This window comes from Streptomyces sp. NPDC056296 (assembly GCF_042268605.1).
Classification (GTDB): Bacteria; Actinomycetota; Actinomycetes; order Streptomycetales; family Streptomycetaceae; genus Streptomyces.
On record NZ_JBHJRX010000050.1, the window covers coordinates 33,886 to 56,275 of the forward strand.

Here is a 22,390-nt window from a genome sequence, read left to right on the forward strand (position 1 = left end):
TTACATCCCCATGTCCGCGCACGTCACCGGCCTGATACCGTCCCGCCAACGGCCGATTTCATTCCCCCGGGCCGCCAACACCGTTTTGCCGCTGAGAGGTTGAGCATGCCGGACGCCGCCGCAGAACCGGGCACCGCTGCCGCGAGGGACGCCGCGGAGGCCGCGGAGGAGAAATCGGCCTTCTCGCACCCGGCGGTCGACCCCGACAGCACCGCTGTGTACGGCGACCATCCCGACCAGGTGATCGACTTCTACGTCCCGCGCGGGGCGGGCGGACCGGGCGGCGCCGCTCCCGTGGTGGTCGTCCTGCACGGAGGTTCGTGGCGGGCACCGTACGACCGCCGCCATGTCAGCCCGTTCGCCGGCTTCCTCGCCGGGCGCGGCCTAGCCGTGGCCAGTGTGGAGTACCGGCGCGGTGCGTCCGGCGCGGGCGGGACCGGCGGGTCGGACGGTGCGGAGGGCGTCGGTGCCGGTGCGGAGGGCGTCGGTGTGGAGGGCGCCGGTGTGGAGGGCGGCGGCGCGGGGGATCCCGTCGCGGGGCGCTGGCCCGACACCTTCGACGATGTGGCCGCCGCGCTGGACGCCCTGCCCGCGCTGGTACGGCAGCACCTTCCGCAGGCCGACGCGCGCCGTGTCGTGCTCACCGGCCACTCCGCCGGCGGCCACCTCGCCCTGTGGGCGGCCGCCCGGCACCTGCTGCCCGCCGACGCCCCTTGGCGCATCGACCGCCCGGCGCCCCTGCGCGGTGTGGTCGCGCTCGCGCCGATCGCCGACTTCGAGGTCGCCGACAAGCTCGACGTGTGCGGCGGTGCGACGCGGCAATTCCTCGGCGGAGAAGCACACTTCGCCGAACGTCGGCCCTACGCGGACCCGGCCCTGCTGCTGCCCACCGGCATCGCGACGACCCTCGTTCAGGGCCGTGCCGACGTGGACGTTCCGCAGGCGGTCGCCGAGGCGTATGCCGACGCGGCGGCGAAGGCGGGGGAGGTGGTGGGCGTGACGCTGCTGGAGGACGTCGGCCACTATCCGCTGATCGACCCGGCGGCGGACGCGTGCGCGGTGGTGGCGGAGGAGATCGCGCAGCTGGCCTGGTGAGCCCCGGCTGGCCTGGTGAGCCTCGACTGGGCTGGTGAGCCCTTGCGGTCGTACCCGTAGTACCTGAGAGCTAGCCCGCAGGTGAGCTCCCCGGCGGGACGCGGGTTACCCGGCGCGATTCATAACTTCCCTTACAGACGAGCCCGATGGTCGGGCGAGCTGGAGGGGAGAGGCCATGGGGCCCGGGACGGCGGTACGTTGGCGGCGACGCGTGAGCAGATGGCGTCGGACTGTCCTCGCCGCGCTCATCTGTGGCGCCGTGGTCCTCCCCCTCTCCGGTGCCGCGCGCCCCGAGATCCCCGCCCCGGCTCCCGCCGTGCTCGCGGTGCCGACGGCCGGCACGCTGGAGGAGGCGTACGCCGCCAACCGGGGCAACGCCGCCGAGGCGTCCCGGATGGCCGCCGCCCACGGCGACCGGCACCGCGCGGCGGCGGACCGCTCGATGGCCGACCCGTCCCGGTGTCTGCTCGCCTTCGACGGCCGGGGCGCCGGACTGGCCACGGAGGTCTTCGGCGACCTGGCCCGCGCCGACCGCGTCGCCGTCCTGGTCCCGGGTTCCGACACCAGCCTCGACACGTACGGCCGGTTCCGTACCGCCGCCCTCGCCCTGCACCGGCAGCTCGCCGCCGAGGCACCCGAGGGCACGCGCACGGCGGTCGTGGCCTGGCTGGGCTACGAGACGCCGGGCACCGTCAGCACCACGGTCGCCACCACCGGCCGCGCCGACCGGGCCGCCCCGAAGCTGCGCGCCCTGGTCGACGACCTGCGCGGCATCACAGGCCCCGACACCCTCCTCACCCTGCTCTGTCACTCCTACGGCTCGGTGGTCTGCGCCCGCGCCGCCGACGGCCTGGACGTCGCCGACATCGCCCTGGTCGGCAGCCCCGGCACCGGCGCCGACTCCGCCGCGGGCCTGCACACGAGCGCCAGGGTCTGGGCGGCCCGGGGCGCCGACGACTGGGTGGAGCATGTGCCGCACCTCAGCGCCGACCTCTTCGGCTCCACCGTCGGCTTCGGCACCGACCCGGTCTCCCCGGCCTTCGGCGCCCGGGTCTTCGCGGCCGGCGACGGCGGCCACAGCGACTACTTCGACACCGGCTCCGTCTCCCTGACGAACCTGGCCCGGATCGCCCTGGGCGAGACCACGGAGGTGACCCATGACTGAGGCGACCCGAACGACGCGCCCGAGTCTCCCGCCCGCCGCGCCGAACCGGGGGCGCGGTGCCGCCGCCCGGCAAGGGCTTCGCCGCGCCGTCACCGGGCGGGACCTTCGCGGCATCGCTCCCCGGCAGGGGCTGCGCCGCGCCGCCGCCCGGCAGGAACTTCGCGGCGCCACCGACCGGCAGGGACTCCTTCGCGGCGCCGCCACCCGGCAGGGACTTCTTCGCGGCGACGCCACCGGCCGGCTGGGATTTCTTCGCGGCGCCACCGGCCGGCTGGGACTCCTTCGCGGCGCCACCGGCCGGCTGGGACTCCTTCGCGGCGCCGCCACCCGGCAGGGACTTCTTCGCGGCGCCGCCACCGGCCGGCTGGGATTTCTTCGCGGCGCCACCGGCCGGCAGGGGCCTCGCCTTACCGCCACCCGGCAAAGCCTTCGCCGCATCGCCCCCCGGCAAGGGCTGCGGCGCGCCGCCGCCCGGGTCGACGCCGCGACGCCCGCGTCGCGGGACCGTGCCGTCGACGCCCTGCGCGCCATCGCCATCCTCGGCGTGGTCCTCGGCCACTGGCTGGTGACGGCCCTGGTCGCCGACGGCGACAGCCTGCACGCGGCCAGTCCGCTGCAGGACATGCCCTGGCTGTCCCCGATCTCCTGGGTCTTCCAGACCCTCGCCGTGTTCTTCCTGGTCGGCGGCCACGTCGCCACCCGGGGCTACACGTCGGCCCGAGCCCGCGGCACCTCCTACGGCCGCTGGCTGTCCGCCCGGCTGTCCCGACTGTTCCGCCCGGTCGCGGCCGTCCTCACCCTGTGGACGGTGACGGCGGCGCTGCTGCTCCTGACGGGCGCGGAGTTCGTGACCGTCCACACCCTGGTGAAGCTGGCCCTGTCCCCGCTGTGGTTCCTCCTGGTCTTCGCCGCGCTGACGGCGGCGACTCCGCTGCTGACCCGGCTGCATCCGCTGTGGCCGCTGGTCGTCGTCCTCCACGTCGACCTGCTGCGCTTCGGGTTCGGCGCCCCCTCCTGGCTCGGCTGGATCAACCTCGCCGCCGGCTGGCTGGTCCCCTACACCCTCGGCGCCGCCTGGACCCGCGGCGAGCTGGACCGCCGCCGCGCGGGCCGGCTCCTGCTCACCGGCGGTACGGCGGCGACCGCGGCGCTCGTGGCCTGGGCGGGCTATCCGGCGTCGATGGTCGGCGTCCCCGGCGCCGAGGTGTCGAACCTCAACCCGCCGACGCTGGCCGCCGTCACCTTCGGCCTGGCGCAGTGCGGCCTCGCGCTGCTGCTGCGCGAGCGGCTGCGCCGCGCGATGCGGCGGCCCGTGGCGTGGGCGGCGGTCGCGCTGGTCAACCTCTCCGCGATGACGATCTTCCTGTGGCACCAGACCGCGTTGATGGCGACCACGGCCACCGGCCTCCTGATCGGCCGCCTGCCCGGCCTGCACACGCTTCCCGACGGCCTGGACTGGGTCGCGGCCCGGCTCGCCTGGCTGCCGGTGTTCGCGTTCGTCCTGGCCGGCTGCTGGGCCGCCTTTCGCTCCTGCGAGCGCGGCGGCCGGCGCCGCTCCCGGGTCGTCCGGGCACATCGCCCGCCGGGCCGGGCGGGGACGGCGGGTGTACGTCATGTCTAGGGTGGGCCGAGTGATGCGATGGGGGAGCAGGCGGATGACCAGGGGAGGCCGGGTCGAGCGTGTGCTGCGGGTGCTGCACGACGACCTGTGGACCTGGCGGTCGGACCCGCTGCCGCCGTCGGTGTGGCTGCGCTGGTTCCCGCACGGGGTCGTCTGCCTGGCCGCCCTCGGCGTGCTGCTCGGTGACGCGGCCCAGCTCGGCGAGAACGGCGGGGTCGACCCGGGTTTCGCCTTCCTGATCGCACTCGCCCAGGCCGGCGCGATGGTGTTCGCGCTGTGGCGGCCGGTCGCGGCGTGGTGGCTGTCGATGGCGGCCATGCTGGTGGGGGCCTTCGCCGTGCGCTCGGAGATGGACGCGGGCGGCGCCAAGTTCACCTGGCCCTGGCCGGTCGCCGGGATCATCGCGCACCTGTTCGTCCTGCTGCTGCTCGCCCTGCGGGTCCGTACCCGGGTCGCCGTGGAGGCGCTGGCCCTGACCGCGCTCGCCACCTATGTCGTGCAGGGCCTGGTGGGCGCGCTGAACTACCAGCCGACCGGCCAGCTCGCCGTCATCCTGTTCGCGGTCGTCGTGGTGCTCGGCACCGCCCTGCGCGGGCGCCGCGAGGCCCGCACGGAACTCGCGCAGCAGACCTCGCTGACCGCCGAGGAGAGAGCCCGGCGCACCCTGCTGGAGGAGCGCGGCCGCATCGCGCGGGAGCTGCATGACGTGGTCGCCCACCACATGTCGGTGATCTCCATCCAGGCCCAGGTCGCCCCCCTCCTCGTCGAGAACCCGCCGGACGAGCTGAAGGAGAACCTCGCGGGCATCCGGCAGAACGCGCTGGAGGCCCTCACCGAGCTGCGCCGGGTGCTGGGCGTGCTGCGCTCCGAGCATCCCGACGCACTGGAGACGCCCGACGGGGGCGACGCCGCCCCGCACGCCCCGCAGCCCACCCTCGACCGGCTCGACGCGCTGGTGGAGAACATCCGGGCCGCCGGGCTGACCGTCACCACCGAGACGAGCGGGACGCGCACACCCCTGCCGCCCGGCGTGGAGCTGTCGGCGTACCGGATCGTGCAGGAGGCCCTGAGCAACGTCCTGCGGCACGCGCCCGGCGCCACCGCCCGGGTCCACCTCACGCATCTTCCGATCGGACTGCGCGTGGACGTGACCAACACCCGCCCGGAGCGGGCCCCGGCACCGTCCCAGGGCGCGGGGCACGGGCTGCTCGGCATGCGGGAACGGGTGGCGATGCTCGACGGCACCCTGACGGCGCAGCCACTGCCGGACGGCGGCTACCAGGTGGCCGCGTTCCTGCCGACCGACGGCCCCGACAGCCCCGACGGCCCGGGCGGTCCCGGCGGCCCCGATGGCCCCGACGGCCGGGACGGCCGGGACGGTCCCCTCAGCCCCTCCACCCCTCCCTCCTCCACCCCTCCTTCCACCCCTCTCTCCGCCCCTCCGCTCACTCACCGCTCCACCGAGGACGACGCCCCATGACGACCAGCAGCAACGGCCGCGTGATCCGCGTGCTGATCGCCGACGACCAGCAGATGGTCCGGCAGGGTTTCACCGTGCTGCTCAACACCCAGCCCGACATCGAGGTGATCGGGCAGGCGGTGGACGGCCTGGACGCCGTGGCCAAGGTCGCCGAGATGGCACCGGACGTCGTCCTGATGGACATCCGCATGCCCGAGCTGGGCGGCATCGAGGCCACCCGCCGCATCACCGGGGCGAGCGCGGAGATACGGGTGCTGGTGCTGACCACCTTCGATCTCGACGAGTACGTGTACGAGGCGCTGCGGGCCGGCGCGTCCGGGTTCCTGCTGAAGGACGCCTCCGCCGACCAGCTCGCGGAGGCGGTCAGAGTGGTGGCGGCCGGGGACGCGCTGCTCGCGCCCGGCATCACCCGGCGGCTGATCACCGAGTTCTCCCGGCTGGACGACCGGCCGCGCGGCCCGCTGAAGGCCCGAGTCGGCGAGCTGACCGAGCGGGAGACCGAGGTGCTCGCGCTGATCGCGCAGGGCCTGTCGAACGCGGAGATCGCCCAGCGGTTGGTGGTCGCCGAGCAGACGGTGAAGACGCACGTCGGCCGGATCCTGGTGAAGCTGGGGCTCAGGGACCGGACGCAGGCGGCGGTGTTCGCGTACGAGTCGGGGCTGGTGCGGCCCTCCGGGTATTGAGCGGGGCGGGCCCGTAGTACCTGAGACGGATACCGAAGAACCCCTCTCGCTGGTGACGACCGCGGCCCCCGGTGACGCCTACCGTTGCGAACGTGACCGAGACGACCCAGACGCGGACCGCCCCTTCCGGGGACGGCGAGCGCAGCCCCGAGTTCCGGCTGGCCATGGACGCCCTGAGCGGGCTGCGCCAGGACCTGTTCCACGACGCCTTCGCCTACCGTCCGCTGCCGCTCATGGCGACGGACGGCCCGCTGACCCGTCGGCTCTCCGACAGGCCGCGGTCGTACGCCGCCCGCCTGCCGCAGGCGGCGGTGGTGGGCCTCACCGTGATCGCGTTCTTCGGCGGTTCCGTCGCCGCGGGCACCATGGGCGGGCCGGTGGCTCTGCTGAGCGGGCTGGTGTGCGCGGCACCGGTGCTGGCCACGCTGGTCCGGCCGGTCGGCGCCTTCTGGATGTCGATGGCGGCGACACCGCTGGTCTCGGTGCTGGACGGCAGCCTGGGGGAGTGGCCGTGGCAGCCCGGCGTCTTCATCTGCCACCTGACGGTGCTGGTGGTCGTGGCGATACGCACCCGGCCCCGCACGGCCGCGTGGATGTGGGCCCTCACCGCCGCCTACGCCTTCCTCGTGGAGACCGTGATCGGCGACGGCGCGTACAGCACCTCCGCGCCCATGCTGTTCCTCTCCGCGCTGGCCCTGCTGATGGTCGCGGTCCGGCACGTCCGCCGCGAGGCGCGGCAGGAGGTCACCGCCCAGCAGACGGTCACCGCGCACGAGCGGTCCCGGCGCACCCTGCTGGAGGAGCGCACCACCATCGCCCGCGAGCTGCACGACGTGGTGGCCCACCACATGTCGGTTGTCGCGATCCAGGCGGAGGCGGCCCCCTACCGGGTGGAGAACCCGCCTGCGGAGCTGGAGCGCGCCTTCGCCACCATCCGGGAGAACGCGGTGGCCGCGCTCACCGAGCTGCGCCGCGTCCTCGGTGTCGTCCGCGCCGAGGACTACGAGGCCCCGGACGCCCCGCAGCCCACGCTCGCCGACCTGGACGCCCTGCTCGCCAACGTCCGCGACGCCGGCCTGAGCGTGGAGAAGGCGGTGACCGGCGCGGTGCGCGAGCTGCCGCCCGGCGTGGAGCTGTCGGCGTACCGGATCGTGCAGGAGGCGTTGAGCAACACCCTGCGGCACGCGCCCGGCGCGAGGGCCCGCGTGGAGGTCTCCTACGTCCTGGGCGGGCTGGGCCTGCGCATCGTCAACGACCCGATCCCGGAACTCACCCTCGTGAAGCCCTCGCCCGGCGCCGGGCACGGCATCACCGGCATGCGTGAGCGCGTCTCGATGCTGAACGGCGAGATGACGGCCGGCCCCACCGACGACGGGGGTTACGAGGTGGCCGTGTTCCTGCCGGTCACGGCACCGACCGAAGGTGAAGCATGACTATCCGGGTACTGATCGCCGACGACCAGATGATGGTGCGCGAGGGCTTCTCGGTCCTGCTGAACGCGATGCCGGACATCGAGGTCGCCGGCGAGGCGGTCAACGGCCGGGAGGCCGTGGCGAAGGTCCGCGAACTGGCCCCGGACGTCGTCCTGATGGACATCCGCATGCCCGAGTTGAACGGCATCGAGGCGACGCGGGAGATCGTCGCGGCGGACGGCACGTCGAAGGTGCTGGTCCTCACCACCTTCGATCTCGACGAGTACGTGTATCAGGCGCTGCGCGCGGGCGCCTCCGGCTTCCTCCTCAAGGACGCTTCGGCCCGTCAGCTCGCCGACGGTGTCCGGGTGGTGGCCGCGGGCGAGGCCCTCCTCGCGCCCTCCGTCACCAAGCGCCTGATCACCGAGTTCTCCAAGCTGTCCGACAGCCCGCGCCTGATGTCCTCGGCGCACGGGGCGTACGGCGACCTGACCGAGCGGGAGACGGAGGTGCTGGTCCTGATCGCGCAGGGCCTGTCCAACTCGGAGATCGCCGAGCGCCTGGTGGTCGCCGAGTCGACGATCAAGACGCACGTCAGCCGGATCCTGGTGAAACTGGGCCTCAGAGACCGCACCCAGGCGGCGGTCTTCGCCTACGAGGCGCGGCTGGTGACGCCGGGCTGAGAGAGTCCCCGGGCCTCTGGCCCCCGGTCGGCACCACCCGTTAGCGTCCGTCCATGGCCGCCTTCGACAGGTTCGACAGCTTCGACCCCTGGGACCCGGCGTTCGTCGCCGACCCCTACCCCGCCTTCGCCGAACTGCGGAGCCGGGGGCGGGTGCTCTACTACGAGCCGAGCGACCAGTGGCTGGTGCCGCACCACGCGGACGTCTCGGCGCTGCTGCGCGATCGTCGGCTGGGCCGGACCTACCAGCACCGTTTCACGCACGAGGAGTTCGGCCGTACCGCGCCCCCGCCGGAGCAGGAGCCCTTCCACACGCTCAACGACCACGGGATGCTGGATCTGGAGCCGCCGGACCACACCCGTATCCGGCGTCTGGTGTCGAAGGCGTTCACGCCGCGCACGGTGGAGCGGCTGAGGCCGTACGTGCACGGGCTGGCGGACGACCTGGTGTCCCGGCTGGTGGCGGCGGGCGGCGGCGATCTGCTGCGGGACGTGGCCGAGCCGCTCCCGGTCGCCGTGATCGCCGAGATGCTGGGCATCCCGGAGTCCGACCGTGCCCCGCTGCGGCCCTGGTCGGCGGAGATCTGCGGGATGTACGAGCTGAACCCGTCCGGGGAGACGGCGGCGAAGGCGGTCCGCGCGTCGGTCGAGTTCTCGGAGTACCTGCGCGGACTGATCGCGGCCCGCCGCAAGGAACCGGGCGACGACCTGATCTCGGGCCTGATCGCGGCCCACGACGAGGACGACGACCGCCTCACCGAGCAGGAGATGATCTCGACCTGCGTCCTGCTCCTGAACGCGGGCCACGAGGCCACGGTGAACGCCACGACCAACGGCTGGCTGGCCCTGTTCCGCAATCCCGACCAGTTGGCGGCCCTGCGCGCCGACCACTCCCTCGTCCCGTCCGCCGTCGAGGAGCTGATGCGCTACGACACCCCGCTCCAGCTCTTCGAACGCTGGGTGCTGGACGAGATCGAGATCGACGGGACGACGATCCCGCGCGGCGCGGAGGTGGCGATGCTGTTCGGCTCCGCCAACCACGACCCGGCGGTCTTCGCCGCCCCTGACCGCCTCGACCTCACTCGCTCGGACAACCCGCACATCTCCTTCAGCGCCGGCATCCACTACTGCATCGGCGCCCCACTGGCCCGCATCGAACTGGCGGCGTCCACGAGGTCCCTGCTGGAGCGGGCTCCCGCGCTGCGCCTGGCGACGGAGCCGGAACGGAAGCCGAACTTCGTGATGCGCGGGCTGACGGAGCTAAGCGTGGAGGTCTGATCCGCGCCGGCGCCGGCCCAGCAGCCAGGCGCCCAGCGCCCAGACCACGGCGGGTACGACGGCTCCGGCGAGGAGGACGAAGGGCAGTTCGGTGAAGAGGACGCTCAGGTCCATGCCGTTGTTCTCGAACTCGTTGCCGAGGTGCCGCTGGGTACGGTCCGACATCGCCCAGACGGACACGGCCCCCACGGCCCCCACCGCCGAAACCCCACAGCCACCACACGTCACCGCATCCCGACTCATACCCGGGGTGACGCCCCCGCCCCCTCGCGGGGTTCCGGACAGGCAGGCCACGTTGCTACGTCCCGCTCACGTCGTCATGTCCCGCCGCCGCAGCCCGGCCAGCCCCACCCCCACCAGCACCACCGCGATCGACGTGAGCACCAGCACCGGCGACCAGCTCATCTCCCCGCCCGGCAGCTTCGGCAGATGCCCGAACGGCGACACGTCCAGCACCCCCTGCGGCACATCCAGCGCCGGCCCGACCCACCCGAGCAGCAGCACCGCGCCCGCGACTCCCCACGCGGCCACCGCACCCCGGGGCAGCACCCCGTGCAGCAGCACCGCCGCCCCGCCGATCACCCACACCGCCGGCAACTGCACCAGACACGCGCCCAGGATCGCCCCGGCGTCCCGGCCGTACCCGAGGGCGAAGCCCAGCCCCGCGAGCAGCATGATGAGCGCCGCGCCGCCGAAGGCGATCACCAGGTGCCCGGCGGCCCACCGCAGCCGTCCCACGGCGCCCGCGAGGACCGGCTCCGCCCGTCCGGACGTCTCCTCGCCGTTCAGCCGCAGCACCGACGAGACGACGTACAGCGCGGCGATCAGCCCGAGTATCCCGACCATCGCCGACACGAACGCGTCGGTCAGCCCGGACTGCCCGCCCATCCGCTCGATGGCCTGGCGGACCTGTTCGTTCTCCCCGACCAGGTCGGCCGCGCCCTCGGTCACCGCGCCGTAGACGACCCCGGCGAGGAAGAAGCCGATGCTCCAGCCGAGCACGCCGCCCCGCTGCAACCGCCAGGCCAGCGCACCGGCCGTACGCAGGCGCCCGGCGGCCGGTCCCGGCCGGGTCGGCAGGAAGCTCATGCCGAGGTCCCGACGACCGGCCAGCTCGTAGGCCACCACGCCCTGCACCACCGCCGCGCCGGCGATCAGCAGCAGCACCCACCACCGCTCGGCCGCGAAGGCGCGCAGGTTCTCCAGCCAGCCGAGCGGCGACAGCCACGTCAGTACGGACGAGCCGTCGACGGTCGCCGAGTCGCCCGCGGCGCGCAGTACGAAGGCGCCGCCCAGCACGGCCGCCGTCAGCCCCCGGGCCAGCCGCGCGCTCTCGGTCAGCTGGGCGACGATCGCCGCCATCGTGGCGAAGAGCATCCCGACGCCCGCGATCCCGAGCCCGAGGGCCAGCGCGCCGGCCGCCCCTTGCCCGGCCAGCCCGGCGACGACCAGCAGCGCCAGGGCGCCGTTCGCGACCGCGGCCGTGAGCAGGGCGGCGGTCAGCGGGGCCCGGCGGCCCACCATCCCGGAGGCGACCACTTCCTGCCGTCCGCTCTCCTCCTCGTCGCGGGTGTGCCGTACGACGATCAGCAGGCTCATCACGGCGGCGAGCGCGGCGGCGTACACACCGACGCGCCAGGCCGTGAGCGCCCCGAGGCTGTCGTCGAAGACCGGGCCGACCATCGCGCGCAGCGAGGAGTTGGTCTCCATCTGCCGCATCAGGTCGGCGCGTTCGGCGGCGGTGCCGTACAGGCCCTTGATAGTGCCGGGCATGGAGAGGACCATCACCGCGTTCACCGCCACCCAGACCGGGATCATCACCCGGTCGCGGCGCAGGGCGAAGCGCAGCAGCGTGCCGGTACCGGCGAGTTGGCGCGCGCCGCCGGACCGTACCGCGAGAGCCGTGGTGGCGGCCGTGGCGGTCATCGTGACGTCACCGCCTCGGCGTCCTCGGCCGCTTCGGCGGTCTCGGCCTGGTAGTGCCGCATGAACAGCTCCTCCAGCGTCGGCGGCGTCGACGTCAGCGACCGCACGCCCGACTCGCTCAGGGAGCGCAGTACGGCGTCCAGCTTGTCGGTGTCGACCTGGAGCCGGACCCGGTGGCCCTGGACGTCGAGGTCGTGCACGCCCGGCAGGTGGGCCAGCCCGCCCGGGGCGCCCGCGAGTTCGGCGCTCACGCTGGTCCGCGTCAGGTGGCGCAGGTCGGCGAGCGAGCCGCTCTCGACGGTCCGCCCCTTGCGGATGATGCTGACCCGGTCGCACAGCTCCTCGACCTCGCTGAGGATGTGGGAGGAGAGCAGGATCGTCCGGCCGCGCTGGCGCTCCTCGGCCACGCACCGCTGGAAGACCTCCTCCATCAGCGGGTCAAGGCCGGAGGTCGGCTCGTCGAGGATCAGCAGGTCGACGTCCGAGGCGAAGGCGGCCACCAGGGCCACCTTCTGCCGGTTGCCCTTGGAGTACGTGCGGCCCTTCTTGGTGGGGTCCAGTTCGAACCGCTCGACCAGTTCCGCGCGCCGCCCGGCGTCCAGCCCGCCGCGCAGCCGGCCGTAGAGGTCGATGACCTCGCCGCCGGAGAGGTTGCGCCACAGCGTCACGTCGCCGGGGACGTACGCGATCCGGCGGTGCGCCTCCACCGCGTCCGTCCACGGGTCGCGGCCGAGCACCTGCGAGGCGCCCGAGTCGGCGCGCAGCAGGCCGAGCAGAACGCGGATGGTGGTGGACTTGCCGGCGCCGTTGGGGCCGAGGAAGCCGTGGACCTCGCCGGCCTCGACCTCCAGATCGAGCCCGTCCAGCGCGTGCGTCCGGCCGAACGACTTGTGGAGTCCGCAGACGCTGATTGCCTTCGTCATGATTTCGAAAGTACGCTTCCTTCAGAAATTTGTGAAGTTAAGGAAGCATCAGGATGTGAGGGATGATCGAAGGATGAGGGAAGCAGCGGAGCCGGCGGAATCGACGGGACGGGATCGTGACCCCGAGGCGGTGTCGAAGTTCGTGGAGGGCTTCGCCGCCCAGCTCGTCGAGGCCGGGATGCAGCGGATGCCGGCCCGGGTCTTCGCCGCGCTGCTGGCCTCCGACTCGGGGTCGCTGACCTCCGCGGAACTGGGTGAACGGCTCCAGGTAAGTCCGGCCGCCGTCTCGGGTGCCGTGCGCTACCTCTCGCAGCAGCACATGGTCTCGCGCGAGCGTGATCCCGGCTCGCGCCGGGAGCGGTACCGGGTGCACAGCAACCAGTGGTACGAGGCGCTCACCAACCGCGAGGCCGTCCTCAAGCGCTGGGAGAGCGCGCTGAGCGAGGGCGTCGCCAGCCTCGGCGCCGAGACGCCTGCGGGCCGCCGCATGGCCGAGACACTGGCGTTCTTCGAGTTCGTCGACGAGGAGATCGTCGCCATGATGGAGCGCTGGCGCGTGCACCGGGACAAGACCTTCGGACACCGCTGACGCGGCGAGAGCGCCGACGGGAGGGCGCCGCCGGGACCCCGAGGCGAGGGCGCCGCCGGGACCTCGACGGGAAGGCGCCACCGGGACCCCGACGCGCGGGCGGCGACGCTCAGCGCACCAGGTGTCCGTCCAGTTCGTCGGCCCATTCGCGCACCCGGACCCCCCACCCCCGCTCACTGCGCGCGGGCCACCGCACCTCGGCCCCGGCACGGCGGGCCAGCGCCAGCACGGTCGCCGTGAAGCCCCAGGACAGGGCGTCGATCACATGGTGCGACCGCCGGTCGTGCCAGGCGAGCAGGGCGTTGACGAAGGCCTCCAGGGCGGCCGGGTCGACCTGGCACTCGTCGTTCTCCATCGGCCCGAACCCCGACGCGCGCCCCACCTCCTCCTCGTAGACGCGCAGCGTCCGCAGGAACAGCCGAGCCGCCCCGTTGGACGGATTCCACAGCGTCTCGTCGCCCACGTCGAAGTACTGGCTCATACCCGCCCCCTCCCGATCGGATCCGGCCGGGAGCGTAGCCGCCGGGCCCGGCCGCCCGCACGCCGTTCACCGCGCGGGCAGCGTCAGCCCCCACGCCCCTTCCCGCACCGTCCACGTCCGCGTCCCCACCGGCCCCGACACCACCGCGTCGGCCCGGTACCGGAAGTGCGCGCCCGACACGGTCACCGTCCGTCCGCTCGCCGTCAGCGGCGCCGCCTCCGCGCCCACCGACAGCGGCCGCACCTCCACCACGGCCACCCCGCCGGCGCCCGGCATCACCGAGACCCCCTCGACCGGCCGGTCCAGGTCGATCAGCGTCACCCCGTCGACCTCCACCCGCAGCCGCGCCGGACCGGACGCCCCCGAAGGCGCCCCGATCCGGGCCGGCCGAGAGGACGCCAGCGTCCGTACGAGGGACTGGCAGGTCCGCAGCCAGGGATGCGCCGAAGCCGAAGAACCCGAACCCGAACCCGAACCCGAACCTGAGCCCGAACCCGAAGCGGAAGCCGACGAGCCCGCCCCGGCCCCCGTCTCCGCACCCTCGTGAGCCACGACCGGCGGAATTCCCACGGCCCCCAGCACCACCCCGTCACTGTCGTCGACGAGCAGGTCGAGGCGGCGTTCCGTCCCGTCCAACACCGCCCGCGCCGCCGCCACCGCGCCCGACGGCAGCCCGAGCGCCCGGGTGAGGTCCAGTACCGGCCCCACCGGCACCACCGCCAGCGAGCAGCCCGACAGCTCCCGCTGCCGGTGCAGCAGGCCGACGGCCCGCAGCAGCGCGCGGTCGTCGCCGACCACGACGGGCCGCCGTGAACCCCTTCGCCGCAGCGCCCGGGCGAACTCCTCCGGACCGTCCGGCAGACACACCTTCGTGCTCGCCGCACCCGCGCTGAGCACGTCTTTCGCGATCCGGACGGACTCTCCGTCCACCCGCCGGGCGACCGGATCGACGACCACCAGAAGCTGATCGGGCATCGCTGAAGATGTTCCGGAAGATGTCGCGGAAGTCGCCACCTCGGCCATGCCTCGCTTCCTCGGGTAGCATCTTTGTGCAAGAGCCCCTTGCGCTATTGCGCCAGGGGCTTCGTCTATTCCGGGGCATCCGGTCCGACGGTTGGCGGCCAACGACGGTCGCGGTGTACGTGGCGGAAACCCACCGCGTACGCCCTCGACCATGGACATGCCCCGCCCGGAAGGGGTGTACGCGCGTGCCCGCACTTGTGCTGCTCGGTGCTCAGTGGGGTGACGAAGGCAAGGGAAAGGCGACGGACCTGCTCGGTGGTTCCGTCGACTATGTGGTGCGCTACCAGGGCGGCAACAACGCCGGCCACACGGTAGTCGTGGGCGATCAGAAGTACGCCCTCCACCTGCTCCCTTCCGGAATCCTGTCTCCCGGCTGTACGCCGGTCATCGGTAACGGTGTCGTTGTCGACCCGTCGGTCCTGTTCTCCGAGCTGAGCGGGCTGAACGAGCGCGGCGTCGACACGTCCAAGCTCCTGATCAGCGGTAACGCCCACATCATCACGCCGTACAACGTGACCGTCGACAAGGTGACGGAACGCTTCCTCGGCAAGCGCAAGATCGGCACCACCGGTCGCGGCATCGGCCCGACCTACGCCGACAAGATCAACCGCGTGGGCATCCGCGTCCAGGACCTCTACGACGAGTCGATCCTCACCCAGAAGGTCGAGGCGGCGCTCGACGCCAAGAACCAGATGCTCACCAAGCTCTACAACCGCCGTGCGATCGCCACGGGCCAGGTCGTCGAGGAGCTGCTGGGCTACGCGGACAAGCTCGCGCCGTACGTCGCCGACACGGTCCTGGTCCTGAACCAGGCCCTCGACGACGACAAGGTGGTCCTCTTCGAGGGCGGCCAGGGCACGCTCCTGGACATCGACCACGGCACGTACCCCTTCGTCACCTCGTCGAACCCGACCGCGGGCGGCGCCTGCACCGGCGCCGGCGTGGGCCCGACGAAGATCAGTCGGGTCATCGGCATCCTGAAGGCGTACACGACCCGCGTCGGCGCCGGTCCCTTCCCGACCGAGCTCTTCGACGAGGACGGCGAGGCGCTGCGCCGCATCGGCGGCGAGCGGGGCGTGACCACGGGCCGCGACCGCCGCTGCGGCTGGTTCGACGCGGTGATCGCCCGTTACGCGACCCGCGTCAACGGCCTCACCGACTTCTTCCTCACCAAGCTCGACGTCCTCACCGGCTGGGAGCAGATCCCGGTCTGCGTGGCGTACGAGATCGACGGCAAGCGCGTCGAGGAGCTGCCGTACTCGCAGTCCGACTTCCACCACGCGAAGCCGGTCTACGAGATGCTGCCGGGCTGGAGCGAGGACATCAGCAAGGCGAAGACCTTCGCCGAGCTGCCGAAGAACGCCCAGGCGTACGTCAAGGCGCTGGAGGAGATGTCCGGCGCCCCGATCTCCGCGATCGGCGTGGGTCCGGGCCGGGACGAGACGATCGAGATCAACTCGTTCCTCTAGAGATCCTCTAGAGATCTGTAGAGAACGGATGCCGACACCGACGGCCGGGACCCCGCACGGGGCCCCGGCCGTCGGCGTTCGGCCGACGGATACGCTGGCCGGTGTCAGCAGCGGACGGACAGCCACGGACAGCACGGACAGCACGGACAGCACGGAGCGGATCGGAACATGCGGAAGCCCACCACCCGGATGTGGATCTGGCTGACCGTGGCGGTCGTCGCCGTGACCGGAGGCCTCCTCTACGTCGACAGCCACCGCGTCTCCGCCGCACCGCACGCCGCCGACGCCAAGTGCGCCAAGGTGGTCTCCCGCCTTCCGGACGACATACCCGGCGCCTCGCGCGACTGGGCCCTCGGCGACGGCGTCGCCTCCTGGGGCGGCCAGAAGGCGGTGTTCCGCTGCGGCGCCGAGGAACTGCCGCCCAACATCAACCTCTGCGTCACGGCCGACGGCGTCGACTGGGTCCTGGACGAGGAGCGGCTGGGGAACGACGGCGTGAGCGTCCTGCGGACGTACGGCCGCTCACCGGCCGTCGAGCTCACGTACTCCGGACCGCGCGAGGAAGTGGGCGGCATCCTCGCCGCGCTGGACCCGGCCGTGAAGTGGATCCCGCAGGAGCGGAAGTGCGTCGGCCTGGACGACGCCGACACGGTCCTGTAGCCCTTCGTTCGGCCCCCTCCGCCGGGCGTCGGCGCGTGCGGTGGTGTCGGATCGGGGGCATGACCGACCGTGACCGCGCCGCTGTCTGCCAGGGCCCGTACGGCGGCGAGACCGTGCCCGGCGACTGCGGCGACCCGGCCCGCTTCGAGGTCGCCCGGCACCTGCGGGCGCCGCTGCGGGTGTGCCCCGTCCACCTGGGACCGTCGCTGCTACTGGCCGACGGGGTGCTGTGGCCGCCGGGGATCGCCCTGGTGCGGTGAGGGGCCGTCGCGGGCACCGGCCCACCGGAGTGGTTCACTTGGGTGACGCGCCCCCGAGGGCGCCGGGAGGCGGAAGGAAGCCGTACGGTGCCCGCACGATCCGAAGACATGGCCCGGCGGTTCGAGCTGGACCGGCCTCGGCTGCGGGCCGTCGCGTACCGGATCCTCGGCTCGCTCGGTGAGGCCGACGACGCCCTCCAGGAGGCCTGGCTGCGGGCCGACCGGGCGGACACCTCCGAGGTGGCCAACCCCTCGGGCTGGCTCACCACGGTCGTCGCCCGGGTCTGCCTCAACCTGCTCCGTACCCGCGACACCCGCCGCGAGGAACCGCTGGACGACGGCATGCGCAGGGCGGCGGCGGCCGGCACCGGTCCCGGCGCCGATCCCGCCGAGGAGGCGCTGCTCGCCGACGAGGTCGGCGTCGCGCTGCTGATCGTCCTGGACAACCTGGGCCCGGCCGAGCGGCTCGCGTTCGTCCTGCACGACATGTTCGACGTGCCCTTCGACGACATCGCCGAGATGCTCGACAAGACGTCCGCGGCCACTCGCCAGCTGGCCAGCCGCGCCCGCCGCCGGGTGCGGGGCGTGCCCGCGCCCGATGCCGACCTGCCCCGCAGGCGCCGCGCGGTCGACGCGTATCTGGCGGCGACGCGCGGCGGCGACTTCGACGCGCTGGTCTCCCTGCTCCACCCGGACGTCGTCCTGCGCGCCGACGCGGCGGTCGTTCCGACGCCCGAGCCCATCGCCGTCGCCGGCGTGGAGCAGGTGGTCAGGGGCGCGATGGCCTCGATGGGCCGGGCCAGGTCCGCCGGTGTCGTCCTGGTCGACGGCCGGGTGGGCATGGCGATGGCCGAGCACGGCCGGTTGCGCGTGGTGCTCCGCTTCACCTTCGCGGACGACGGTCTCATCACCGGCATCGATGTGATCGCGGAGCCGAACCGGCTGAACAACCTGCTCATTTCGGGCATAGGCTGAGGCTGTACACGCCGCGTCGACAGAAGAAGGTGAGTGCGATGCGCGTGCTGCTCAAGGCCACGCTGGACACGGAGAAGTCGAACGAACTCGTCCGCAGCGGCAAGATGACGGACCTGATGCGGGAGACCCTCGACCACATCAAGCCGGAGGCCGCCTACTTCGGCGTCCTCGGCGGTCGGCGGACGGCCCTGCTGGTCCTCGACATGCAGGACAGCTCGGAGATGCCCCGGCTCGGCGAGCCGTTCCTCATGCAGATGAACGCCGAGGTCGAGGTCTGCCCGATCATGAACGGCGAGGACCTCGCGAAGGGCCTCTCCCAGCTGCGCTGACCGGCACGAGGTCAGCTGAAGACGATCATCGACCCCTGCGCCAGGCTCCGCGTGGCCGCCGCGTGCAGGCCCAGCCACACATGACGCTCGCGGGCGAAGGGGCTGGAGTCGTACGGCGCGGGCACGGCCGGCTCCTCCAGCTCCGTCGGGGCGAGCGGCGGCTGCGGCGGTGCCGGGGGGTTGGCCGGATCGATGCCCAGGGCCGGGGCGACGGCCTCCAGCTCCCGCAGGAGAGTGTGCGAGGAGCCCAACGGGCCGCCACCCGCCAGGAGTTCGTCGCTGGAGAGCGGGTGCGGGAAGTCGACGGGGACGTAGGCGCCCGCGTGGTCGTAGTGCCAGACCAGGTGCGACTGCTGGGCCGTCGTCTCGAACATCTCCAGCAACTGCTCGTAGTCGCCACCGAGTTCGTCCACCGGCGTCACCGGTAGCCCGCACACCTGGAGCAGGTACGCCCGGCGCAGGAAGTGCAGGGCGTCGTAGTCGAAACCGGCCACCGGGGCGACCTCGCCGGAGAGTCCCGGCATGTACTGGTACACCGGCACCGGTGGCAGCCCGGCCTCGGCCAGCACCTTGTCGTATTGCGCGAGTTCCTCGGCGAACGGGTTGTCCGGCGTGTGGCACAAGACGTCGACGAGCGGTACCAGCCACAGGTCACAGGCCAAAAGAGGGCTCCTCACACAGCACGGCGATCAAGCACGATGGTCAGGCACGTTGGTCAGGCACGACGGTCAGGAAGCGTAGTCGGTGCGCGTTGCGTGCAGTTCCCATACCCATCTGGCGCCGGACCACGACACGCGGGACGTTGGTCATCCCCGGGCGAGCCGCTCGATGAGGGCGAGCGAGTGGGCGTTGTACGCCTCGACGAGCGACCGCGCCCCCGGGGCGTCGCGGCGGGCGAGGGCGTCGACCAGTTCGGTGTGCCCGGACCACAGCGCGCCGCGCAGGTCGCTGAGCCGGCGCAGGTGCTGCACCGTGCACACCCAGCTCTGCACGCGCAGCCGGTGCAGGAAGTCGGCGAGGTAGGGGTTGCCGAACAGCACGGCCAGTTCGCGCCAGTACCGCAGGTCGTAGCCGATGAGGATGGTCAGGTCACCGGCCGCCGCGGCGCGCTGTGCCTCCTCGCCGCGCCGGCGGACCCCGGCCAGGGCGGCGGCGATCCGCGGGTCGTGGGGGCCAGGGCCGCCCCGGCGGTCGTCGACGAGGACGAGGAACATCCCGTCGGTGACGAGGCTGCGGGCCTCGATCATGCCGCGGAAGTCGTCGACCGAGTATTCGTGCACGCGGAAGCCGCGGTGGTGGTCGGCGTCGAGGAGCCCCTGCGCGGACAGGTCGACCAGGGCCTCGCGCACGGGCGTCGCGGAGACCCCGTACTGTTCGGCGATCTCCTTGACGGTGAACTCCTGCCCCGGCTGGAGCCGCCCGGCCAGCACCTCGTCGCGGAGCGCGTCGGCGATCTGCTGCCGCAGGGTGCTGCGCGTGACGGCACCGGTACCGCTGGGGCCGGGCATGGTCGGGCGGTCTCCTTGTCGCGTACGGGGGAGGGGGCGTACTCGCACACATGTCTACCGTGTACGAGCACGCCACCTTACGCGCTCGGATCCCTTTCCTGCCCGCAAGCGGGCAGGGCCCCGCTCGGGCCTTACTCGGTGTACTCGTCCGCCACGGACAGTGCCGTGTCCAGGGCCGCCAGGCCCTCCTTCAGCTCGGCCTCGGAGACGTTGCACGGCGGCACGACGTGGGTCCGGTTCATGTTCACGAACGGCCACACGCCGTGGGCCTTGGCGGAAGCGGCGAACGCGGACATCGGGGTGGCCGCCTGCCCGGTCGCGTTGTACGGCACCAGCGGCTCCCGGGTCTCCCGGTTCTTCACCAGCTCCAGGGCCCAGAACATGCCGACGCCGCGCACGTCGCCCACGCTCGGGTGGCGCTCGGCCAGTTCCCGCAGCGCGGGCTCGACGACCTCGGCACCGAGCCGGGCGGCGTGCTCGACGATGCCCTCCTCCTCCATCACGTTGATGGTGGCGACGGCGGCGGCGCAGGCCAGCGGGTGCCCGGAGTACGTCAGGCCGCCCGGGTAGGGCCGCTCGGCGAACGTCGCGGCGATCTCGGCGGAGATCGCGACGCCGCCCAGCGGCACGTAGCCCGAGTTCACGCCCTTGGCGAAGGTCATCAGGTCGGGCACGACGTCGTACAGGTCCGCCGCGAACCACGTACCGGTCCGCCCGAAGCCGGCCATGACCTCGTCCAGGACGAAGACGATCCCGTACTTGTCGCAGATCTCGCGGACGCCCGCCAGGTAACCGGGCGGCGGCATCATGATCCCCGCCGTGCCCGGGACCGTCTCCAGGATGATCGCGGCGACGGACGCCGGACCCTCGAAGGCGATCGTCGTCTCCAGGTGCTCCAGCGCCCGCGCGCACTCCTGCTCCTCGGTCTCGGCGTAGAAGCGCGAGCGGTACAGGAAGGGCGCCCAGAAGCGCACGACACCGGCCGAGCCGCTGTCCGAGGCCCAGCGGCGCGGGTCGCCGGTGAGGTTGATCGCCTGCTGGGTGCCGCCGTGGTACGAACGGTACGCCGAAAGCACCTTCGGCCGCCCGGTGTGCAGCCGGGCCATGCGCACGGCGTGCTCCACGGCGTCCGCGCCGCCGTTGGTGAAGAAGATCTTGTCCAGGTCGCCGGGCGTCCGCTCGGCGATCAGCCGCGCCGCCTCCGAGCGCGCCTCGACCGCGAACGCGGGCGCGAAGGTCGTCATCCGCGCTGCTTGCTCCTGGATCGCGGCGACGACCTTGGGGTGCTGGTAGCCGATGTTGGTGTAGACGAGCCCGCTGGAGAGGTCGAGGTAGCGCTTCCCTTCGTAGTCCCAGAAGTACGACCCCTCGGCGCCGGCGACGGCGAGCGGGTCGATGAGCTCCTGCGCGGACCAGGAGTGGAAGACGTGCGCGCGGTCCGCGGCCTTCACGGCGGCGCCGGCCTGGGGATTGGGCTGAGGGGTCATGCGGCCGAGGGTAGATGTCCGCGATGCGGAAACGGAATCGGCGTCCTGTCTGCGGTCGGGGGCTTTCCACGACAGGTTGTCGACGCGTCGGGTGCCACCGGTGGTTGGTCACCGGCACCGGCCATGCTCGATGTGTTGACAGCATTCTGTCGAGATGGCAGTCTTCTGTCATACCTTCTGTCATACAGTCCCCGTGCACCCGCTGGAGGAGTCATGAACGGCACCCGCAAGCCCGTCCATCTCGCCGTGTACGACACCCTGGCCGACTGGGAGACCGGCCACGCGACGGCCCACCTCGCCCGCGCCGGGTACCCGGTCCGCACCGTCGGACCCACCACCGCGCCCGTCACGAGCATCGGCGGCCTGCGGATCCAGCCCGACCTGGCCCTGGCCGACGTACGCCCCGAGGACAGCTCCCTGCTGATCCTCCCGGGCGCCGACCTCTGGGACACCACGGACGACCTCGCCCCCTTCGCCCGCACCGCCCGCGCCTTCCTGGACGCCGGCGTGCCGGTCGCCGCCATCTGCGGCGCCACCGCCGGACTGGCCCGCGAGGGCCTGCTCGACGACCGCGCGCACACCAGCGCCGTCTCCTTCTACCTGGCGGCGACCGGCTACGCGGGCGGCGAGCGGTACGTGGAGGCCGACGCGGTCACCGACCGCGGCCTGATCACCGCCGGCCCCACCGAGCCGGTCGCCTTCGCCCGCGAGATCCTCGGCCTGCTCGGGGCGTACGAGGGTGAGGTGCTGGACGCCTGGTACCGGCTGTTCCACGACTCCGACCCGGAGGCCTACGCCGTACTGGAGGAGGCGGGCGCCGCGTGAGCGGCCGGGAGCGGCAGGACCTGCTCAGCGGCGCCGCGCTCGGCGTCTTCCGGCTCAACGGCCAGTTCCTCGCGGTCGCCGAGGAACTGGCCCGCCCCGCCGGACTCACCGCCGCCTGGTGGCAGGTGCTCGGCGCGGTGCTGCGCGAGCCGCTGCCCGTCTCCGGCGTCGCGCGGGCGATGGGTATCACCCGGCAGAGCGTGCAGCGCATCGCCGACCTGCTGGTGGAGCGCGGCCTCGCCGAGTACCGGCCCAACCCGGCCCACCGCCGCGCCAAGCTCCTCGCGCCGACGCAGGCGGGTCTCGCGGCCGTCTCCCGCATCGACCCCGGGCACGCGGCCTTTGCGGACCGGCTGGCGCAGGCCTACGGGTCCGAGGCGGAGCTGGCGGAGGCGGTGGAGGCCCTCGAACGGCTGTCGAAGGTGCTGGGCACGCTCGGCGGACCGTCCACCGCGGACGCCCCGCCTGTTACGGAACCGTAGAGCCGGACCGGCTCACCGCGCGGCCGCCCCGCACTAT

General features: G+C 72.9%; 24 protein-coding genes. 16 read left to right on the forward strand and 8 right to left on the reverse strand.

The window, feature by feature from the left end:
- Positions 1 to 105 precede the first annotated feature (105 nt).
- The 8 genes from ACFCZF_RS30640 to ACFCZF_RS30675 all read left to right on the forward strand — a co-directional run bounded on the left by ACFCZF_RS30640 (position 106) and on the right by ACFCZF_RS30675 (position 9,416).
- On the forward strand, positions 106 to 1,095 hold the full coding sequence (locus tag ACFCZF_RS30640; protein ID WP_376674386.1) for a prolyl oligopeptidase family serine peptidase: 990 nt from the start codon (positions 106 to 108) through the stop codon (positions 1,093 to 1,095).
- Positions 1,096 to 1,270: 175 nt separating this feature from the next.
- Positions 1,271 to 2,260, forward strand: a complete 990-nt coding sequence (locus ACFCZF_RS30645) for an alpha/beta hydrolase (protein ID WP_376674387.1) — start codon at positions 1,271 to 1,273, stop codon at positions 2,258 to 2,260.
- Positions 2,261 to 2,696: 436 nt separating this feature from the next.
- Positions 2,697 to 3,881 (forward strand): acyltransferase, encoded by a 1,185-nt coding sequence (locus ACFCZF_RS30650; protein WP_376674413.1) that lies wholly within the window; start codon positions 2,697 to 2,699, stop codon positions 3,879 to 3,881.
- Entirely contained in the window at positions 3,874 to 5,361 is a 1,488-nt protein-coding gene (locus ACFCZF_RS30655) for a sensor histidine kinase (RefSeq protein WP_376674388.1), read from the forward strand. The genes ACFCZF_RS30650 and ACFCZF_RS30655 overlap by 8 nt, the downstream gene beginning before the upstream one ends.
- Positions 5,358 to 6,044 (forward strand): response regulator, encoded by a 687-nt coding sequence (locus ACFCZF_RS30660; protein ID WP_375924268.1) that lies wholly within the window; start codon positions 5,358 to 5,360, stop codon positions 6,042 to 6,044. The genes ACFCZF_RS30655 and ACFCZF_RS30660 overlap by 4 nt, the downstream gene beginning before the upstream one ends.
- A gap of 92 nt (positions 6,045 to 6,136) precedes the next feature.
- Positions 6,137 to 7,477, forward strand: a complete 1,341-nt coding sequence (locus tag ACFCZF_RS30665; RefSeq protein WP_376674389.1) for a sensor histidine kinase — start codon at positions 6,137 to 6,139, stop codon at positions 7,475 to 7,477.
- Positions 7,474 to 8,139: a response regulator gene (locus ACFCZF_RS30670; RefSeq protein WP_376674390.1), complete on the forward strand. Its 666-nt coding sequence runs from the start codon at positions 7,474 to 7,476 to the stop codon at positions 8,137 to 8,139. The genes ACFCZF_RS30665 and ACFCZF_RS30670 overlap by 4 nt, the downstream gene beginning before the upstream one ends.
- Positions 8,140 to 8,192: 53 nt before the next feature.
- Positions 8,193 to 9,416 carry a cytochrome P450 gene (locus tag ACFCZF_RS30675; protein ID WP_376674391.1) on the forward strand — a complete coding sequence of 408 codons (1,224 nt, stop codon included), beginning with the start codon at positions 8,193 to 8,195 and terminating at the stop codon, positions 9,414 to 9,416.
- Here the strand turns inward: ACFCZF_RS30675 and ACFCZF_RS30680 are convergent.
- The 3 genes from ACFCZF_RS30680 to ACFCZF_RS30690 form a co-directional block, all read right to left on the reverse strand.
- Positions 9,399 to 9,581 (reverse strand): hypothetical protein, encoded by a 183-nt coding sequence (locus ACFCZF_RS30680; protein WP_376674392.1) that lies wholly within the window; start codon positions 9,579 to 9,581, stop codon positions 9,399 to 9,401. The two genes, ACFCZF_RS30675 and ACFCZF_RS30680, sit on opposite strands and share 18 nt — an antisense overlap.
- 144 nt (positions 9,582 to 9,725) lie before the next feature.
- Complete coding sequence (locus ACFCZF_RS30685; protein WP_376674393.1) at positions 9,726 to 11,342, reverse strand: ABC transporter permease; 1,617 nt, start codon at positions 11,340 to 11,342, stop codon at positions 9,726 to 9,728.
- Positions 11,339 to 12,265 carry an ATP-binding cassette domain-containing protein gene (locus ACFCZF_RS30690; protein WP_376674394.1) on the reverse strand — a complete coding sequence of 309 codons (927 nt, stop codon included), beginning with the start codon at positions 12,263 to 12,265 and terminating at the stop codon, positions 11,339 to 11,341. Before ACFCZF_RS30690 ends, ACFCZF_RS30685 begins: the two co-directional genes overlap by 4 nt.
- 73 nt (positions 12,266 to 12,338) lie before the next feature.
- On the opposite strand from ACFCZF_RS30690, the gene ACFCZF_RS30695 reads away from it, so the two are divergent.
- A complete protein-coding gene (locus ACFCZF_RS30695; protein WP_375924289.1) occupies positions 12,339 to 12,854 on the forward strand; it encodes a GbsR/MarR family transcriptional regulator in 516 nt (171 codons plus the stop codon).
- Between the two features lie 109 nt (positions 12,855 to 12,963).
- On the opposite strand, the gene ACFCZF_RS30700 is transcribed toward ACFCZF_RS30695, so the two are convergent.
- Together ACFCZF_RS30700 and ACFCZF_RS30705 are read right to left on the reverse strand one after the other, a co-directional pair.
- The gene (locus ACFCZF_RS30700; protein WP_376674395.1) at positions 12,964 to 13,335 is read right to left on the reverse strand and encodes a DUF6086 family protein; all 372 of its coding nucleotides are present in this window, start codon (positions 13,333 to 13,335) and stop codon (positions 12,964 to 12,966) included.
- 66 nt (positions 13,336 to 13,401) lie between these two features.
- Positions 13,402 to 14,358, reverse strand: coding sequence for a diacylglycerol kinase family protein (locus ACFCZF_RS30705; RefSeq protein ID WP_376674396.1), 957 nt, complete (start codon positions 14,356 to 14,358; stop codon positions 13,402 to 13,404).
- Between the two features lie 185 nt (positions 14,359 to 14,543).
- Here ACFCZF_RS30705 and ACFCZF_RS30710 point away from each other — a divergent pair, with 185 nt between their 5' ends.
- The 5 genes from ACFCZF_RS30710 to ACFCZF_RS30730 all read left to right on the forward strand — a co-directional run bounded on the left by ACFCZF_RS30710 (position 14,544) and on the right by ACFCZF_RS30730 (position 18,051).
- The gene (locus ACFCZF_RS30710) at positions 14,544 to 15,827 is read left to right on the forward strand and encodes an adenylosuccinate synthase (protein WP_310872154.1); all 1,284 of its coding nucleotides are present in this window, start codon (positions 14,544 to 14,546) and stop codon (positions 15,825 to 15,827) included.
- Positions 15,828 to 15,995: 168 nt separating this feature from the next.
- Positions 15,996 to 16,487, forward strand: coding sequence for a DUF3515 family protein (locus tag ACFCZF_RS30715; RefSeq protein WP_376674397.1), 492 nt, complete (start codon positions 15,996 to 15,998; stop codon positions 16,485 to 16,487).
- Positions 16,488 to 16,546: 59 nt separating this feature from the next.
- Positions 16,547 to 16,747, forward strand: a complete 201-nt coding sequence (locus ACFCZF_RS30720) for a hypothetical protein (protein ID WP_376674398.1) — start codon at positions 16,547 to 16,549, stop codon at positions 16,745 to 16,747.
- 108 nt (positions 16,748 to 16,855) lie between these two features.
- Positions 16,856 to 17,722 (forward strand): sigma-70 family RNA polymerase sigma factor, encoded by an 867-nt coding sequence (locus ACFCZF_RS30725; RefSeq protein WP_376674414.1) that lies wholly within the window; start codon positions 16,856 to 16,858, stop codon positions 17,720 to 17,722.
- A gap of 38 nt (positions 17,723 to 17,760) precedes the next feature.
- Positions 17,761 to 18,051, forward strand: coding sequence for a hypothetical protein (locus tag ACFCZF_RS30730; protein WP_375909472.1), 291 nt, complete (start codon positions 17,761 to 17,763; stop codon positions 18,049 to 18,051).
- An 11-nt stretch (positions 18,052 to 18,062) separates the two neighbouring features.
- Here ACFCZF_RS30730 and ACFCZF_RS30735 read toward each other — a convergent pair whose 3' ends face one another.
- The 3 genes from ACFCZF_RS30735 to ACFCZF_RS30745 all read right to left on the reverse strand — a co-directional run bounded on the left by ACFCZF_RS30735 (position 18,063) and on the right by ACFCZF_RS30745 (position 21,046).
- Entirely contained in the window at positions 18,063 to 18,713 is a 651-nt protein-coding gene (locus ACFCZF_RS30735) for a hypothetical protein (RefSeq protein WP_310872150.1), read from the reverse strand.
- Positions 18,714 to 18,857: 144 nt separating this feature from the next.
- On the reverse strand, positions 18,858 to 19,559 hold the full coding sequence (locus ACFCZF_RS30740) for a GntR family transcriptional regulator (protein WP_376674399.1): 702 nt from the start codon (positions 19,557 to 19,559) through the stop codon (positions 18,858 to 18,860).
- 131 nt (positions 19,560 to 19,690) lie between these two features.
- Positions 19,691 to 21,046 (reverse strand): aspartate aminotransferase family protein, encoded by a 1,356-nt coding sequence (locus ACFCZF_RS30745; RefSeq protein ID WP_376674400.1) that lies wholly within the window; start codon positions 21,044 to 21,046, stop codon positions 19,691 to 19,693.
- Between the two features lie 213 nt (positions 21,047 to 21,259).
- Between ACFCZF_RS30745 and ACFCZF_RS30750 the strand changes: the two genes are divergently transcribed.
- Entirely contained in the window at positions 21,260 to 21,871 is a 612-nt protein-coding gene (locus tag ACFCZF_RS30750) for a type 1 glutamine amidotransferase family protein (RefSeq protein ID WP_376674401.1), read from the forward strand.
- Positions 21,868 to 22,353 carry a MarR family winged helix-turn-helix transcriptional regulator gene (locus ACFCZF_RS30755; protein WP_376674402.1) on the forward strand — a complete coding sequence of 162 codons (486 nt, stop codon included), beginning with the start codon at positions 21,868 to 21,870 and terminating at the stop codon, positions 22,351 to 22,353. Before ACFCZF_RS30750 ends, ACFCZF_RS30755 begins: the two co-directional genes overlap by 4 nt.
- Positions 22,354 to 22,390: the final 37 nt, after the last annotated feature.

Bases quoted from the DNA above. Each gene is read 5' to 3' on its own strand.
- ACFCZF_RS30640 (WP_376674386.1), top strand. From the start codon at position 106: ATGCCGGACGCCGCCGCAGAACCGGGCACCGCTGCCGCGAGGGACGCC.
- ACFCZF_RS30645 (WP_376674387.1), top strand. From the start codon at position 1,271: ATGGGGCCCGGGACGGCGGTACGTTGGCGGCGACGCGTGAGCAGATGG.
- ACFCZF_RS30655 (WP_376674388.1), top strand. From the start codon at position 3,874: ATGTCTAGGGTGGGCCGAGTGATGCGATGGGGGAGCAGGCGGATGACC.
- ACFCZF_RS30660 (WP_375924268.1), top strand. From the start codon at position 5,358: ATGACGACCAGCAGCAACGGCCGCGTGATCCGCGTGCTGATCGCCGAC.
- ACFCZF_RS30670 (WP_376674390.1), top strand. From the start codon at position 7,474: ATGACTATCCGGGTACTGATCGCCGACGACCAGATGATGGTGCGCGAG.
- ACFCZF_RS30675 (WP_376674391.1), top strand. From the start codon at position 8,193: ATGGCCGCCTTCGACAGGTTCGACAGCTTCGACCCCTGGGACCCGGCG.
- ACFCZF_RS30680 (WP_376674392.1), bottom strand. From the start codon at position 9,581: ATGTCGGACCGTACCCAGCGGCACCTCGGCAACGAGTTCGAGAACAAC.
- ACFCZF_RS30685 (WP_376674393.1), bottom strand. From the start codon at position 11,342: ATGACCGCCACGGCCGCCACCACGGCTCTCGCGGTACGGTCCGGCGGC.
- ACFCZF_RS30690 (WP_376674394.1), bottom strand. From the start codon at position 12,265: ATGACGAAGGCAATCAGCGTCTGCGGACTCCACAAGTCGTTCGGCCGG.
- ACFCZF_RS30695 (WP_375924289.1), top strand. From the start codon at position 12,339: ATGAGGGAAGCAGCGGAGCCGGCGGAATCGACGGGACGGGATCGTGAC.
- ACFCZF_RS30700 (WP_376674395.1), bottom strand. From the start codon at position 13,335: ATGAGCCAGTACTTCGACGTGGGCGACGAGACGCTGTGGAATCCGTCC.
- ACFCZF_RS30705 (WP_376674396.1), bottom strand. From the start codon at position 14,358: ATGGCCGAGGTGGCGACTTCCGCGACATCTTCCGGAACATCTTCAGCG.
- ACFCZF_RS30715 (WP_376674397.1), top strand. From the start codon at position 15,996: ATGCGGAAGCCCACCACCCGGATGTGGATCTGGCTGACCGTGGCGGTC.
- ACFCZF_RS30720 (WP_376674398.1), top strand. From the start codon at position 16,547: ATGACCGACCGTGACCGCGCCGCTGTCTGCCAGGGCCCGTACGGCGGC.
- ACFCZF_RS30725 (WP_376674414.1), top strand. From the start codon at position 16,856: ATGGCCCGGCGGTTCGAGCTGGACCGGCCTCGGCTGCGGGCCGTCGCG.
- ACFCZF_RS30730 (WP_375909472.1), top strand. From the start codon at position 17,761: ATGCGCGTGCTGCTCAAGGCCACGCTGGACACGGAGAAGTCGAACGAA.
- ACFCZF_RS30740 (WP_376674399.1), bottom strand. From the start codon at position 19,559: ATGCCCGGCCCCAGCGGTACCGGTGCCGTCACGCGCAGCACCCTGCGG.
- ACFCZF_RS30745 (WP_376674400.1), bottom strand. From the start codon at position 21,046: ATGACCCCTCAGCCCAATCCCCAGGCCGGCGCCGCCGTGAAGGCCGCG.
- ACFCZF_RS30750 (WP_376674401.1), top strand. From the start codon at position 21,260: ATGAACGGCACCCGCAAGCCCGTCCATCTCGCCGTGTACGACACCCTG.